We start from the raw sequence: 13983 nt of genomic DNA, 5'->3' as shown, positions 1-13983 counted from the left end.
ATAGTCCCTCATTCAAACAGTTCAGGCTGACAGACCATCCAGCCACAATTCCAGTTCCGTAAAATGATGTATTTCCCTTACCGGGCGCAGCACCCGCAGCCGATCCAAGTGATGAGCGCCATAGCTCACGGCCACCGTATCCATCCCCGCACGCTGACCCATTTCAAGATCATACTCGGTATCACCGATCATCACGGCTTGCTGCCGCTGCACGCCGGTTTCTTCCAGCAGTTCATGCAGCATGTGCGGATCAGGCTTGGAAGTCGTTTCATCCGCGCAACGACTGGTTTCAAACAGACTCCCCAACCCTGTTTCGGCAAATACATGCTCAAGCCCCGCTCGACTCTTACCGGTAGCGACGGCAAGGCGATAGCCCTTGTCCTTCAGGCTCTCCAGTGTTCGCTGTACCCCCGGAAACAATTCAACCGGTGTTTCGTCCGCATCCATATAATAGTAGGCATAGCGCTCACGCAGCGGATTAATGATCGCATCCCCTTCATTGGGAAACAGTGTCCTGATTGCTTCCGGCAACCCCAGACCAATAATGTCCCGCGCCGCTTCCCAGGTTGGCACCGGCAAATCCAGCTCCCGAGCCGAAGCACGAAGGCTCGATGCAATGCGTTGAGTGGAGTCGATAATGGTGCCATCCCAATCGAATATCAGTAGCTTGTACAAGTTTAGCTCCTTATTACAGGATCGTGCGCTCAGTTTTCCTGCCGAGCAGGCCAAATCAACAACTCACCAACATCCACATGCACAGGCTGCTCCAGAGCATATACAATCGCATTGGCAATATCCTCAGGCTTGAGCATATTGGCCTCATCACCGTACATATTGCTTTTTACGATGCCACGAATCTTGTCATGCCCGATGCTGTCAGGCAGCTCTGTATCGACCGAGCCCGGCTGAATATCAGTAACACGCACACCAAAGCGGATCGCTTCTTTGCGCAGAGTCTCGGAAATGGCTCGCACAGCATGCTTTGTGCCCGCATAAACACCGGCACTTGGATAAGTTGTACGAGCCGCGATAGAGCTGATATTTACAATATGTCCGCGCTTGCGTTCCGCCATGCCTGAATACACTGCGTGGATCGCATACAACACGCCTTTGATGTTGACATCAATCATCTGATCCCATTCATCCACACGCCCGTTAATGATTGGACTGATCGGCATGGTGCCCGCGTTATTGATCAGGATATCGATGCCACCCAGTGCCGTCAGGCGCTCACCAACCGCCGCCATGGCTGCACGATCAGCCACATCAACAGGCTCGACATGAATCTGAGCACCCGCTGCCTTCAGCTCATCAGCCAGCGCCTCCAAGCGCTCCGCCCGACGTGCGGACAGCACAACCTCTGCACCCTCCGCTGCCAGCGTACGCGCAACCGCCTGACCAATACCCGAGCTTGCACCTGTTACCCAGGCGCGTTTTCCCTTGAATTTCATTGTGATACCCAACCAATTAAACCCATTACTCAATATCAACGATGGCGCATATTCTGACCCATGGCCCGGAAGGCGTCCACCGCAACAAAAAAACCGCTGACGCGAACGCCAGCGGTTTCAGGAGACTCAAAACCCGATCGAATCAGCGATGCTTGAACTCGGGCTTGCGCTTCTCGGCAAAGGCATTCATGCCTTCCGCACAGTCTTCAAATGCGAAGGTTGACTGGAATGCATGACGCTCATGACGCAGACCGTCCGCCAGATGCACATCGACTGCCATGTTGACCGCCTGCTTGATCATGCTGACCGCAGGTGCCGAATTGGCAGCAATCTTGCGCGCCGTCTTGAAGGCAGATTCCAGCAACTCTTCCGCCGGGACAATACGAGATACCAAGCCACTGCGCTCGGCTTCTTCAGCATCCATCATGCGCCCGGTCAGACACATTTCCATCGCCTTGGCCTTGCCAACGGCCTTGGTCAGGCGCTGGGTGCCACCGGCACCCGGCATGGTGCCGATACCGATTTCCGGCTGACCAAAGCGCGCCGTTTCGGCGGCGATGATAAAGTCGCAGGCCATCGCCATCTCGCAACCGCCACCCAGCGCAAAGCCGGCAACCGCTGCAACTACAGGCGTGCGCGCTTCATCAATGGCGCGCCAGCAGTCGCGCTTCACATAGGGGAAATTCAGCGCATACAGAGACGCGAAGTCATGCGCCTTCATTTCCTTGATGTCGGCGCCCGCTGCAAAGACCTGCTCACCACCGGTCAGCAGGATGCAGCGCACGTTCTCATCCGCTTCCAGCGCATCGATTGCCTGCCCCAGCTCGGATGTGAGCTGAAGGTTCAGGGCATTCATCGCCTTGGGGCGGTTGAGCGTGACAACACCTACGCCATCACGGATCTCGACCAATACAGTTTCAAATTCCATCAGCAACTCCTCGCTCACTTGGGGTGACGACGGCTCTGTACGAAACGGAAGCGGTTGGCTACGAACGCGTGATCAGCCAGAGATGCGTTCGCCGCCGGGTTGCCACCGGTGCCGTGGAAGTCACTGAATGCTGCACTCTGGTTGACGAATACGCCACCGGTCAGATTGATACTCAGCGCGACACAGGCATCCAGTGCCGCCTCTTCAATCTTGTCCAGCTGCACATCATCACTGCTGTAGCACCCCATAGTGATGGCACCGTGTTTCTTGACCACATCGCGTGCCAGCTCGATGCTGTGATCACGACTCTCGGTCCGCACAATGAAACTGATCGGCCCGAACAGCTCTTGCCCCCAGATATCTTCCTTGTCCGCATCGATGGTCATGATCAGCGGACTGCGTACACGTGCGTTTTCAAATTGGGGATGTGTCAGCTTTTCGGAATCCCGCACAACAGTCCCCAGGCCACGACTGTCTTCGATACGCTGAGCCGTCGCTTCGGACTGAATCGCGCCCAGCACCATGGCAGCTCGATCGGGATCAGACAGGAATTTGCTGACGCCGGTCGCGATGGCTTCTACCACCTCATCAAAGCTCTTATGCCCCAGATCCGTTTCTATACCGTCTTTGGGTACGAAAATATCCTGAGTCGTGGTGCACATCTGTCCGGAATAGAGACTCAGCGTAAAGGCCAGGTTACGCACCATGCCTTTAAAGTCATCCGTCGAATCGATCACGATCGTGTTGGCGCCGGCCTTTTCGGTATACACCAGTGCTTGCGGGCAATTCTGCTCCAGCCAATCACCAAACGCGGTATTGCCGGTAAAGTCGACCAGCTTGACTTCCGGACGCTGAGCCAAGGCCATGGTTTCAGGCTGGGACGGATCCGCATCGACAAACAGCGATACAATATGCGGCGGCAGCCCCTGCTCTTTCAGAACATCCTGCGCAACCTGAACAGTGATAGCTGCCGGCAGAACCGCAGCCGGGTGCGCTTTTACCAATACGGGGTTACCCGTTACCAGAGAAGCAAACAGACCCGGATAGGTATTCCAGGTCGGAAAGGTCGAACAGCCAATAACCAGGCCCACACCACGTCCACAGGCCGTGAATTTTTTCTCCATTACCAGCGGATCATGCTTGCCCTGCGGCTTGGTCCAGGTCGCCTGTGCCGGTACGCTGGCCATGGTTTCATACCCATAAACAACCGCTTCCAGGGCACGATCCTGTGCGTGTGGCCCACCAGCCTGAAACGCCATCATGAACCCCTGGCCAGAGGTATGCATGACCGCATGCGCAATTTCAAAGCTGCGCTTGTTCAGGCGATCCAGGATTTCCAGACAAATACCGGTACGTCCTTCAACACCCTGATCACGCCAGGCTTTACGTGCGTCGTCCATTGCCGGCAGCAGCTTATCCATGTCCACCGTCGGATACTGCACGTTCAACTCAATGCCGTAGGGAGACACTTCACCACCAACACGGCCACTGATACCCGGCATATCCAAATCGAACGGCTTGTTCAGATGAGCCTGGAACGCCGCTTCGCCGTCTGCTGCGGCAGTCTCACCATAAGCACGAGGGCTGGGATTTTCTGACCAGGGGCTGAAATAGTCACGACTGTGAATCGCGGCCAGCGCACCATCAAGTGTCGCTTTATGCTTGGCAAAAAGGTTCTCGCTCATCAGGGATCTCCCATTGTGCTTGGCGTCGACGTGATACGACGCTGACTTGTTCTGTTTATTGGGTCCTCGGGATCACCAGCCGGCGCACGCAAATTGGCGTCAGGCAGTTCGGTCTGATCCCGACTATAGTAGTCATGATCGTGAGCCACACGATACATCAATCATTATGATACGAAAAGAACAATGTGTTCTCGAAATATTGTATCTCTTTTCGCTTTTGGGGTAATCTTGCGAAAACTGTAAGTGTAGTATGGCCTTTCAACCATAGCGGATCCAGGGGTTGCTGCATCCCGCGAATACAGTGCCTGCGACACCCAAAGCGTCCGGCTCGGATTCAGCCGATCATGCCGGGCCAAACAAAAAAACACAGATGACGGTATTTCTATGCAACACGAGTATCAGGACATTATTGTCTCTGAGGTTTCCGACGGCGTGCTGACCATCACTCTCAACCGCCCCGAAGCCTACAACGCCCTGCGCACACAACTCCTCAGCGAAATGGCCAGTGTACTGCAGTGGGCAACATTGAATGATGACATTCGCGCCGTTGTTGTCACCGGTAACGAGAAGGTCTTTGCCGCCGGTGCCGATATCAAGGAGATGGCGGCGCTGGATGCCGTCGGTGTATTGAATGATCCCCGCGTTCTGCATTGGCGCACCATCGCTCAGTTCCCCAAGCCCCTTGTCGCCGCCGTGAACGGTTTTGCCCTGGGTGGCGGCTGTGAGCTGGTGATGCATGCGGATATCGTGATCGCCGGTGACAACGCTCAATTTGGACAACCGGAAATCAATCTGGGCATCATCCCCGGCGCTGGTGGAACCCAGCGTCTGCTGCGCACGGTCGGTAAGTCCATGGCCATGCAGCTGGTGTTGTCCGGTGAATTCATCTCCGCAGCCCAGGCCCGTGATTTCGGTCTGATCAGCGAAGTGACCATTCCCGAACGCTCACTGGAGCGCGCTACCGAACTGGCGCGCAAGATCGCGACCAAGCCTCCCATTGCGGTACGCCAGGCCAAGGAAGTTCTGCTCAAGGCATATGAAACCACTCTCGATAGCGGTCTGAGCCTGGAGCGCAAGGCATTTACACTGCTGGCCGCTACCGAAGATCGCAACGAGGGCATTGCCGCTTTCATGGAAAAACGTAAACCGAACTTCACAGGAAAATAAAATATGGCTTACGAAACGATTGAATTCGAGATTACTGACGGGGTTGCGGTACTGACCCTGAACCGTCCGGACCGGATGAACAGTTTCAACACCCAGATGCACGCTGAAGTTCGTGATGTGATCAAACAGGTCAAGAAGAGCGAAGACGTACGCTGTCTGCTGATTACCGGCAATGGCCGCGGATTCTGTGCCGGACAGGATCTGAGTGACCGTAACGTTGACCCCAATGCCGAAATGCCCAACCTGGGCGAATCAATTGAAAAGAACTACAACCCGCTGCTGCGCAGTCTGCAGAAACTGGAAATGCCCGTTATCTGCGCAGTCAATGGCGTAGCCGCCGGTGCCGGTGCCAACATCGCCTTTGCCTGCGACATCGTGCTGGCTGCCCGCTCGGCTTCCTTTATTCAGGCATTCTGCAAGATTGGTTTGGTACCGGACTCCGGTGGCACCTGGACCCTGCCACGCCTGGTGGGGCACGCCCGCGCCATGGCACTGTCCATGTTGGGTGACAAAATCAGCGCCGAGCAAGCGGCCAGCTGGGGCATGATCTGGCAGTGCGTTGATGATGAAGCTCTGAAAGATGAAGCCCTGAGCCTGGCCAAGCGCTTGGCAACTCAGCCGACCAAAGGACTGGCCCTGATCAAACGTGCCATCCAGTCCAGCTGGGACAACAGCTTCGACGAGCAACTGGATCTGGAGCGCGACCTGCAAACGCTGGCAGGCCGCACCGAAGATTACCGTGAGGGCGTGGCTGCTTTCATGGAAAAACGTCAGCCCAACTTCAAAGGCAAGTGATCATGAGCATGTTTTCCACTGAGTCCGTCATCGGTGTTATCGGTGCCGGCACCATGGGTGCCGGTATTGCGCAAGTCGCGGCCAAGGCCGGCCACCCCGTGCTGCTGTTCGATGCAGCCGAAGGTGCAGCGGCACGGGGTCGCGAAGGTGTCGAAAAAGGACTGCAGAAGCTGGTGACACGCGGCAAAATGACCGCCGAAGACGTTACCGCCCTGGTGAATCGCATCCAGGTGATCACCTCTCTGGAAGAAATGGCACCTGCTGCATTGGTACTGGAAGCGATTGTCGAACGCCTGGATGTAAAACAGAGCGTATTTGGTCAACTGGAAGAGATCTGCTCCGAGCAGACCGTTCTGGCCACCAACACCTCATCCATCTCGGTGACCGCTATCGGCAGCACGCTGAAGCGTCCGCAGAACCTGGTAGGCATGCATTTCTTCAACCCCGCGCCAATCATGAAGCTGGTTGAAGTCATCAGTGGCCTGGACACCAAGCCGGAAATCGCCGATGCAATTTTCGACCTGTCTGCCAGCTGGGGCAAGAAACCGGTACACGCCAAGTCCACGCCGGGCTTTATCGTTAACCGTGTTGCCCGCCCCTTCTATGCCGAAGGCTTCCGTATCTGCCAGGAAGGCGGTGCCGACACTGCGACCATTGATGCAGTGATTCGTGAAGCGGGCGGCTTCCGCATGGGACCATTCGAACTGACCGACCTGATCGGCCACGACGTAAACTACGCGGTCACTTCTTCCGTATTTGCCGCTTATTACAATGACCAGCGTTTTCTGCCGTCCCTGATTCAGCTGGAACTGGTCAATGCCGGGCATTTCGGCCGCAAGACCGGCAAGGGCTTCTACAATTACGCTGAAGGTGCCGAGAAACCCGACCCGCAAACCGCTGCCCTCGTCACCAAACCGACCAGTGTTACCGTCGAAGGCGAGCTGGGTGTAGCTGAATCTCTGGTTGCTCAGTTCGAAGCCGCCGGCATCGAAGTGGTTCGCACCGATGGTGACGGGCGCATCCAGGTCGGTGATGCCACACTGATGCTGACCAACGGGCAGTTCACAACCGTGCGAGCCACGGAGATCAGCAACCGCAACCTCATCCATTTTGACCTGGCGCTGGACTATGCTCAGGCGAGCCGAGTTGCGCTGGCACCGGCCGACAAGGCAGATGCCAAAGCGATCGAACAAGCGGTTGGCCTGTTCCAGGCTGCCGGCAAGTCAGTCAGCGTCATTGACGATATTCCAGGCATGATTGTCATGCGCACTCTGGCCATGCTGGCCAACGAAGGCTTCGATGCCGTCAACCAGCAGGTATGCAACGAAGAAGCGGTTGATATCGCCATGCAGGGTGGCGTCAACTATCCGCGCGGCCCAATCAGCTGGGCCAACGCCGTTGGCCTGGCACGCATCCTGAATGTACTGCGCAACCTGGGGGCCAGCTACGGTGAAGATCGCTATCGTCCGTCTCCGCTGTTACTGCGCAAGGTAGCAGGAGGACGTCAGTCATGAATGCAAGCGAGATGACACCGGAGCAAATGGCGACCGCCTGCAGCGCCGCCATGCATGAAACCGATTATGCCGCCCAGGGACTGGGGATCGATGTTGCAGAAACCCGCCCGGGCTACGCCCGCCTGACCATGACCATCCGCAAGGACATGCTCAATGGCCACGGCATGTGCCATGGCGGTTTCATTTTTGCTCTGTCGGATACGGCATTTGCCCACGCATGTAACAGTTACAACAAGGTAACCGTTGCCAGCGGCTGCAGCATTGAATATGTCGCCCCCGGCTTTCTGGACGATACTCTGACTGCCGTTGCCCAGGAGCGTCAGCGCAAGGGCCGAACCGGTGTCTATGACATCACTGTTTACAATCAGAACAATGAAGAGCTGGCCTTTTTCCGTGGCAAGTCCTACCAAATCAAGGGGACTTTGCTGCCGGAAAACGAGACCAACGCCTGAGGAGAAACCCAATGAAAGATGCCTTTATCTGTGACGCGATCCGTACTCCGATCGGTCGTTATGCAGGCACCCTGGCCAGCGTCCGCGCCGACGATCTGGGTGCCATTCCGATGAAAGCGCTGATGGATCGTAATCCGGACGTAGACTGGAGTCAGGTAGATGACGTGATCTACGGCTGCGCCAACCAGGCCGGTGAAGACAACCGTAACGTGGCACGTATGTCTTCTCTGCTGGCGGGTCTGCCAACCAGTGTTCCGGGTACGACCGTTAACCGCCTGTGCGGTTCTGGCATGGATGCCGTAGGACTGGCGGCACGTTCCATCAAGTCCGGTGATACCGAGCTGATGATTGCCGGTGGCGTTGAATCCATGTCACGTGCGCCGTTTGTGATGGGCAAGGCGGAGTCCGCCTTCTCCCGCAACCCGAACGGGCTGTACGACACGACTATCGGCTGGCGCTTCATTAACCCGCTGATGAAATCAGAGTACGGCGTGGACACCATGCCGGAGACCGCTGAAAACGTGGCGGCCGATTTCAACATCAGCCGCGAAGATCAGGACGCCTTCGCTGTACGCAGTCAGCAGCGTACCGCTGAAGCACAGAAAAATGGCAACCTGGCCGCAGAAATCATCCCGGTCACCATTCCTCAGCGCAAGGCTGATCCGATCATTTTTGATACCGACGAGCACCCGCGCGCCAGCACCACACTGGAAGCACTGGCGAAGCTGAAGACCCCCTTCCGTGAAGGCGGCTCCGTGACTGCCGGCAATGCCTCTGGCGTCAATGACGGTGCCTGCGCCCTGCTGATCGCATCAGCCGAAGCCGCCAAGGCACATGGACTGGTGCCCAAGGCCCGCATCGTCGCCATGGCAACAGCCGGTGTCGAACCCCGTATCATGGGCTTCGGTCCCGCACCCGCTGCGCGCAAGGTACTGGAAAAAGCCGGTCTGACAATTGACGACATGGACGTAATCGAGCTGAATGAGGCGTTTGCCGCTCAGGCACTGGCTGTTACCCGCGACCTGGGGCTGGCTGACGATGCAGCACACGTAAACCCCAACGGCGGTGCCATTTCCCTGGGCCACCCGCTGGGCATGAGCGGTGCACGCCTGATCACCACCGCCATGTATGAACTGCATCGCACCGGCGGCCGTTACGCACTGTGCATGATGTGCATCGGTGTTGGCCAGGGTATCGCCACTATCATCGAACGCGTCTGATCCCCAATCAGGTGCCAGAACCAATAACATAATTATTACAGACAACGGGATAAGAATAAGCATGACTCATCAACAGACACTGTTGCGCGGATCCCTGGAAGAAATCGAAACTGCAAGCATCGACGAGCTGCGCGCCCTGCAGCTGCGTCGACTGCGCTGGAGTCTCGCACACAGCTATAACAATGTTCCCCATTTCAAGAAGAAGTGTGACGAGAAAGGGGTACACCCCTTCGAACTCAAAACGCTGGAAGACCTGAAACACTTCCCGTTTACAACCAAACAGGATCTGCGCGAGAACTACCCGTACGGCATGTTTGCCATCCCCATGGATGAGGTGGTACGTATCCATGCGTCTTCAGGTACCACCGGCAAACCCACGGTTGTCGGCTACTCCCAGAATGACATCAACACCTGGGCGGATGTCGTTGCACGCTCCATCCGTGCAGCCGGTGGCCACCGCGGTGACAAGGTTCATGTATCCTACGGCTACGGCCTGTTTACCGGCGGTCTGGGCGCACACTATGGTGCCGAGCGCCTGGGATGCACCGTCATTCCCATGTCCGGCGGACAGACAGAGAAGCAGGTTCAGCTGATTCAGGACTTTAAGCCCGACATCATCATGGTAACCCCCTCCTACTTCCTGAATATTCTGGATGAGATGGAACGCCAGGGCGTTGACCCGCGTGAGCTTCCGCTGCGTACCGGTATTTTCGGCGCCGAGCCCTGGACTGACGAAATGCGCAAGAATATCGAGCAGCGTGCCGGTATCAGCGCCGTCGATATCTACGGCCTGTCTGAAGTCATGGGACCGGGCGTTGCCATGGAATGCATCGAAACCAAAGACGGTCCCACCATCTGGGAAGACCACTTCTACCCTGAAATCATTGACCCGAATACCGGTGAAGTCCTGCCGGACGGCGAATACGGCGAACTGGTCTTCACCTCTCTGACCAAGGAAGCCATGCCGGCCATTCGCTATCGCACACGAGACCTTACGCGCCTGCTGCCGGGTACCGCACGTCCAATGCGCCGCATCGACAAAATCACTGGTCGTTCCGATGACATGCTGATTATCCGTGGCGTTAACGTGTTCCCGACGCAGATTGAGGAACAGATTCTGAAAGTAACGGCATTGGCCCCACACTACGAGATTCTGGTCACCAAGAGCGGCAACCTGGATATGGTCGAAGTGAAGGTTGAGCTGGCACCCGGTGCAGAAGGCGCCGACGAAGCGGCTGTTATCAAGGAACTGCAACACCACGTCAAGTCCTACATCGGCATCAGCACCCGCATCACGATCATGCCGACTGGCAGCATTCCTCGCTCCGAAGGCAAGGCCAAACGCGTCTTCGACCAGCGCTGAGACGTCTGCAAAACAAAAAAGGCCGGGAATCCCCGGCCTTTTCTATTCAAAACGGTCAGTCCTGCTCTCAGGCATGACTTACGTCAATAATACGAACATGGCTGTGTTTGCCATCCGGCAACCGCCAGTCAATAGTCTGGCCGACTTCCAGCCCCAGCAATGCCGAACCGATCGGAGCAACGATCGATAAAGCATTCTCCTTGCCGGCCATTTGATGCGGGTAATAGAGTGTGCGGTGGAAGCGCTGACCACTTTCTTCCACTTCAAATGTTACCGTGGAGTTCATCCGTACAACATCATCCGGCAGGTCGCTCAACGCTACAACATCGGCACGATCCAACTCGGCACGCAACCCGTCCAATGACGGATTATCACGATATTCCTTGCGCTCCAGCATGGACTCGAGTTGATCGATATCTTTTTCAGATACCTTGATACCGGGCATATCAGCCATTTTCTACTCCATTAATATACAAAATCATCCCTCCGCTTTCACAACGGAAGGAAACAGGTTATGTCGAGGAAGTACCCGTTGGCCTGCACCGAGTCTGATGCAGGCTGATCAGATTCAGAGGCGGGCGAACGGGCCTGCGACACTGCAGGCCTGGTACGTTTTCAATCTGAACGGGCTGTAATACATGGTGGCTCTAAAGTATGAAAAAGGCGTCGGAAAAACGCCTGATGATCTATTAGAATATACTGCTATTGATAGCTCTTTCGAGCAAAAAAGGCAAGTTTACCGGCCTTTTTTACACGCTCTTTTAACCCTGAACAAAGATTATAATTCATGTTCCACTGTAAAACCCTTGAAAAATGATGCATAAACCGAGAGACCTTCGATGCAACTGAATCGCTTTACCGATTATTCGCTGCGTGTACTGTTCTATGTAGCAATGCACCCTGAGCAACTGACGACCCTGAGTGAGATTGCCCGCTTTTACGACATTTCACTGGAGCACCTGCGCAAGGTTGTCCATGCATTGGGCAAAAGCGGGCACTTGCAGACGTTCAGAGGCAAAAACGGCGGTTTCAGGCTGGCTCAACCCCCTGAAGCCATCAACCTCGGAGAATTAATTATGCAAACGGAGGGCGCTACGCCTCTGATCGATTGCCACCGCTCACACTGCCGACTCGCCGCCAGCTGCACCCTACAGGACGCCCTGGCCGAAGCACAACAGGCCTTCTTCGATAGTTTGTCTCGCCATACGCTGGCAGATTTGCTCGTCAGCCGGGCCATGCGCAAACAGTTAATCGCCTCCCAATAATCAGACCGCTGTACCCTCATTTCATCGATATGAATAAATTTGATATTCTGGCTGTTTTGGTGAGCGCAAAACATGCTGAATGATCGACACCCCGTGTTGGTCGCCGCGTTGTGGATGACCGGCGCACTCTTTTCTTTTATGGCAATGGCGGTTTCCGGCCGGGAGCTGTCTCAAGACCTGACAACCTTCCAGATCTTGTTTTTTCGCAGCCTGATCGGCGTTCTGCTGATTGCGGCACTACTGGCAAGAAGCCATCACGGATTCGCTCAACTGCGAACCCGGCGCACAGGTGGGCACGTGTTGCGCAACATTGCACACTTCGGCGGTCAGTACGGCTGGTTTTACGGATTAGCCTTTATTCCCCTGGCCGAAGTAATCGCCATCGAGTTCACAACACCGATCTGGACAGCACTGCTGGCCTGTACCCTGCTCGGCGAACGCCTCACATTGCCGCGTCTGAGTGCCCTGGTATTGGGTATCGCCGGCTTGTTGCTGATCCTGCGCCCCGGCATGGGCAGTCTTCATCCGGCATCTTTGGCCGTCCTTGTCGGCGCAGTCGGATACGCCCTGTCCTATATTCAGACCAAGTCCCTGGCAGCAACCGAGACCCCACTGTGTATTCTGTTTTACATGACCATGATTCAGTTGCCATTCGGTCTGATTCCCTCAATGGTCGAATGGCAAACACCCCCACTGCACACTCTGCCCTGGATTATTCTGGTGTCGGTCACCGCTATGAGTGCTCACTATTGCATGGCACGTGCCTTTAAACTGGCTGATGCTACTGTTGTAGTTCCCATGGATTTCATGCGCTTGCCGCTGATTGCTGTAGTCGGCTTCCTGTTCTACGATGAAATCATAGACCTCCCGGTCGCACTAGGGGCAGGATTAATGCTGGCAGGCAACCTGATCAACATTCGTGCCGAGCAGCGCAAAGCACCGTCGCGAGCGACAGCGACTCAAACAACGGAATCGCCGCAATGAATTCATTGTGGCCTTTCAGAACAGGCGGGCTGTCACGTAGTGGTCAATCGCATGCAACGCTGTCTCATCCGTCGAGATGATATGCAAGCCCAGGCCAATATTGTCATGTGCGTTGCGGCGTTTGTAGATAATACGGCAGTGGCAGCGCAAGGTGTTAGCCTCAAGGCCAAAATGCAGCCACACTTCTGCCGCACCCACGCCTTCCGGCGGCTGCAACCCTGACAACTCATCATCACCCACCACATATAGACCGCTGCAACTGATGCTGGTAATCCGCACATCGAGTAACCCGCCATCCGTGGTTTCCAGTTCAGCATCCACATCACAGTGGATACGAGGAAAGATCCGTCGTTCTTGAAGCATTCTCCGTACTCTTGATACTACAACTCTGCAATGATAACAGGGCCTGTCGGGACAGCAATGCCCACACCCACCTTAGGTCGATGCAATAACCTTACACCCTACAAGCTCAACTGCTACTTAAGTACCGAATGTTTGCCGCCAACGTAGCATTCAGCCCCGCTCAGGCCCAAGGTGTAATAGGTCAATCGGAGAAATGCTTATGTACTCGACCTCACGGCAACTGACCATACTACTCCTGTCCAGCCTTCTCATTGGGCCCGGCTTCGCTGACAGCGACAGCCGACAGGATGACGTTGACCCCCTGTTCTCGTGGGAAGGATTCAGGATAGCACGCTATCGCAGCCCGACGCCCGATCAGGCTGAAGGCGGCCAGCGAATCAACACGGCGGCCCTGCAATCCCTTCAGCAGCAGAGTCCTCGGCCGGCCTTGATCGATGTACAACCGGTGCGCTGGCAACAGGGTGTTTTCCTGACCAGCCAACCACGCTTCAATCTACCTGGCAGCTTGTGGCTACCCAATGTAGGATTGGGTGAGCTTGATTCCGACTGGACCGAGTATTTCCACCGCGGACTTGAGCAGGTTGCTAATGGCAGTAAAAGCTACCCCTTGGTATTTTATTGCACCGCCGACTGCTGGATGTCCTGGAACGCGGTCAAACGCGCATCCGAATGGGGTTACAACCGGATCTATTGGTATGCCGAAGGGACTGACGGTTGGCAAGAAGCCGACTTGGCACTGGAAAAGGCGGAGCCGCTCCCCTTTTCACTTCAGCCCTGACACCCTGAGCTGGAATTG

General features: G+C 55.8%; 15 protein-coding genes. 9 read left to right on the top strand and 6 right to left on the bottom strand.

Features of this window, described 5'->3' with window-relative positions:
* Positions 1-21: 21 nt before the first annotated feature.
* From H1S06_RS07720 to paaN, 4 genes are all read right to left on the bottom strand, one after another.
* On the bottom strand, positions 22-675 hold the full coding sequence (locus tag H1S06_RS07720; RefSeq protein ID WP_181738889.1) for an HAD family hydrolase: 654 nt from the start codon (positions 673-675) through the stop codon (positions 22-24).
* Positions 676-704: 29 nt separating this feature from the next.
* Positions 705-1451 carry an SDR family oxidoreductase gene (locus H1S06_RS07715; protein WP_181738887.1) on the bottom strand — a complete coding sequence of 249 codons (747 nt, stop codon included), beginning with the start codon at positions 1449-1451 and terminating at the stop codon, positions 705-707.
* Between the two features lie 142 nt (positions 1452-1593).
* Positions 1594-2379: an enoyl-CoA hydratase-related protein gene (locus H1S06_RS07710; protein ID WP_181738884.1), complete on the bottom strand. Its 786-nt coding sequence runs from the start codon at positions 2377-2379 to the stop codon at positions 1594-1596.
* Between the two features lie 14 nt (positions 2380-2393).
* On the bottom strand, positions 2394-4064 hold the full coding sequence (gene paaN, locus H1S06_RS07705) for a phenylacetic acid degradation protein PaaN (RefSeq protein WP_181738881.1): 1671 nt from the start codon (positions 4062-4064) through the stop codon (positions 2394-2396).
* Between the two features lie 384 nt (positions 4065-4448).
* Here paaN and paaF point away from each other — a divergent pair, with 384 nt between their 5' ends.
* The 6 genes from paaF (at position 4449) to paaK (ending at position 10575) form a co-directional block, all read left to right on the top strand.
* The gene (paaF, locus tag H1S06_RS07700; protein WP_181738879.1) at positions 4449-5231 is read left to right on the top strand and encodes a 2,3-dehydroadipyl-CoA hydratase PaaF; all 783 of its coding nucleotides are present in this window, start codon (positions 4449-4451) and stop codon (positions 5229-5231) included.
* Positions 5232-5234: 3 nt separating this feature from the next.
* The gene (gene paaG, locus H1S06_RS07695; RefSeq protein ID WP_181738878.1) at positions 5235-6026 is read left to right on the top strand and encodes a 2-(1,2-epoxy-1,2-dihydrophenyl)acetyl-CoA isomerase PaaG; all 792 of its coding nucleotides are present in this window, start codon (positions 5235-5237) and stop codon (positions 6024-6026) included.
* A gap of 2 nt (positions 6027-6028) precedes the next feature.
* The gene (paaH, locus tag H1S06_RS07690; RefSeq protein ID WP_181738876.1) at positions 6029-7540 is read left to right on the top strand and encodes a 3-hydroxyacyl-CoA dehydrogenase PaaH; all 1512 of its coding nucleotides are present in this window, start codon (positions 6029-6031) and stop codon (positions 7538-7540) included.
* A complete protein-coding gene (paaI, locus tag H1S06_RS07685) occupies positions 7537-7992 on the top strand; it encodes a hydroxyphenylacetyl-CoA thioesterase PaaI (RefSeq protein ID WP_181738874.1) in 456 nt (151 codons plus the stop codon). Before paaH ends, paaI begins: the two co-directional genes overlap by 4 nt.
* 11 nt (positions 7993-8003) lie before the next feature.
* Positions 8004-9212 (top strand): 3-oxoadipyl-CoA thiolase, encoded by a 1209-nt coding sequence (gene pcaF, locus H1S06_RS07680; RefSeq protein ID WP_181738872.1) that lies wholly within the window; start codon positions 8004-8006, stop codon positions 9210-9212.
* Between the two features lie 61 nt (positions 9213-9273).
* Positions 9274-10575 carry a phenylacetate--CoA ligase PaaK gene (gene paaK, locus H1S06_RS07675; protein ID WP_181738870.1) on the top strand — a complete coding sequence of 434 codons (1302 nt, stop codon included), beginning with the start codon at positions 9274-9276 and terminating at the stop codon, positions 10573-10575.
* 67 nt (positions 10576-10642) lie between these two features.
* Here the strand turns inward: paaK and rnk are convergent, their stop codons facing one another.
* On the bottom strand, positions 10643-11029 hold the full coding sequence (gene rnk, locus H1S06_RS07670; RefSeq protein ID WP_181738868.1) for a nucleoside diphosphate kinase regulator: 387 nt from the start codon (positions 11027-11029) through the stop codon (positions 10643-10645).
* 385 nt (positions 11030-11414) lie between these two features.
* On the opposite strand from rnk, the gene H1S06_RS07665 reads away from it, so the two are divergent.
* Together H1S06_RS07665 and H1S06_RS07660 are read left to right on the top strand one after the other, a co-directional pair.
* Complete coding sequence (locus H1S06_RS07665) at positions 11415-11840, top strand: RrF2 family transcriptional regulator (protein WP_181738864.1); 426 nt, start codon at positions 11415-11417, stop codon at positions 11838-11840.
* Positions 11841-11912: 72 nt separating this feature from the next.
* Complete coding sequence (locus H1S06_RS07660) at positions 11913-12824, top strand: DMT family transporter (RefSeq protein ID WP_181738862.1); 912 nt, start codon at positions 11913-11915, stop codon at positions 12822-12824.
* 15 nt (positions 12825-12839) lie between these two features.
* Here H1S06_RS07660 and H1S06_RS07655 read toward each other — a convergent pair whose 3' ends face one another.
* The gene (locus tag H1S06_RS07655; RefSeq protein ID WP_181738860.1) at positions 12840-13187 is read right to left on the bottom strand and encodes a PilZ domain-containing protein; all 348 of its coding nucleotides are present in this window, start codon (positions 13185-13187) and stop codon (positions 12840-12842) included.
* A 199-nt stretch (positions 13188-13386) separates the two neighbouring features.
* On the opposite strand from H1S06_RS07655, the gene H1S06_RS07650 reads away from it, so the two are divergent.
* Positions 13387-13965: a rhodanese-like domain-containing protein gene (locus H1S06_RS07650; protein ID WP_255482939.1), complete on the top strand. Its 579-nt coding sequence runs from the start codon at positions 13387-13389 to the stop codon at positions 13963-13965.
* Positions 13966-13983 lie beyond the last annotated feature (18 nt).

Source organism: Marinobacterium marinum, from assembly GCF_013868415.1.
Classification (GTDB): Bacteria; Pseudomonadota; Gammaproteobacteria; order Pseudomonadales; family Balneatricaceae; genus Marinobacterium; species Marinobacterium marinum.
Note: the sequence above shows the minus strand (reverse complement) of the source record. Positions and strands in the feature narration are given on the sequence as shown.

What these genes read in the sequence shown, in the direction of transcription:
- paaH (WP_181738876.1), top strand. Translation starts at nt 6,029, where the DNA reads ATGAGCATGTTTTCCACTGAGTCCGTCATCGGTGTTATCGGTGCCGGC.
- paaN (WP_181738881.1), bottom strand. Translation starts at nt 4,064, where the DNA reads ATGAGCGAGAACCTTTTTGCCAAGCATAAAGCGACACTTGATGGTGCG.
- H1S06_RS07655 (WP_181738860.1), bottom strand. Translation starts at nt 13,187, where the DNA reads ATGCTTCAAGAACGACGGATCTTTCCTCGTATCCACTGTGATGTGGAT.
- H1S06_RS07710 (WP_181738884.1), bottom strand. Translation starts at nt 2,379, where the DNA reads ATGGAATTTGAAACTGTATTGGTCGAGATCCGTGATGGCGTAGGTGTT.
- rnk (WP_181738868.1), bottom strand. Translation starts at nt 11,029, where the DNA reads ATGGCTGATATGCCCGGTATCAAGGTATCTGAAAAAGATATCGATCAA.
- H1S06_RS07660 (WP_181738862.1), top strand. Translation starts at nt 11,913, where the DNA reads ATGCTGAATGATCGACACCCCGTGTTGGTCGCCGCGTTGTGGATGACC.
- H1S06_RS07665 (WP_181738864.1), top strand. Translation starts at nt 11,415, where the DNA reads ATGCAACTGAATCGCTTTACCGATTATTCGCTGCGTGTACTGTTCTAT.
- pcaF (WP_181738872.1), top strand. Translation starts at nt 8,004, where the DNA reads ATGAAAGATGCCTTTATCTGTGACGCGATCCGTACTCCGATCGGTCGT.
- H1S06_RS07715 (WP_181738887.1), bottom strand. Translation starts at nt 1,451, where the DNA reads ATGAAATTCAAGGGAAAACGCGCCTGGGTAACAGGTGCAAGCTCGGGT.
- paaI (WP_181738874.1), top strand. Translation starts at nt 7,537, where the DNA reads ATGAATGCAAGCGAGATGACACCGGAGCAAATGGCGACCGCCTGCAGC.
- paaK (WP_181738870.1), top strand. Translation starts at nt 9,274, where the DNA reads ATGACTCATCAACAGACACTGTTGCGCGGATCCCTGGAAGAAATCGAA.
- paaF (WP_181738879.1), top strand. Translation starts at nt 4,449, where the DNA reads ATGCAACACGAGTATCAGGACATTATTGTCTCTGAGGTTTCCGACGGC.
- H1S06_RS07650 (WP_255482939.1), top strand. Translation starts at nt 13,387, where the DNA reads ATGTACTCGACCTCACGGCAACTGACCATACTACTCCTGTCCAGCCTT.
- paaG (WP_181738878.1), top strand. Translation starts at nt 5,235, where the DNA reads ATGGCTTACGAAACGATTGAATTCGAGATTACTGACGGGGTTGCGGTA.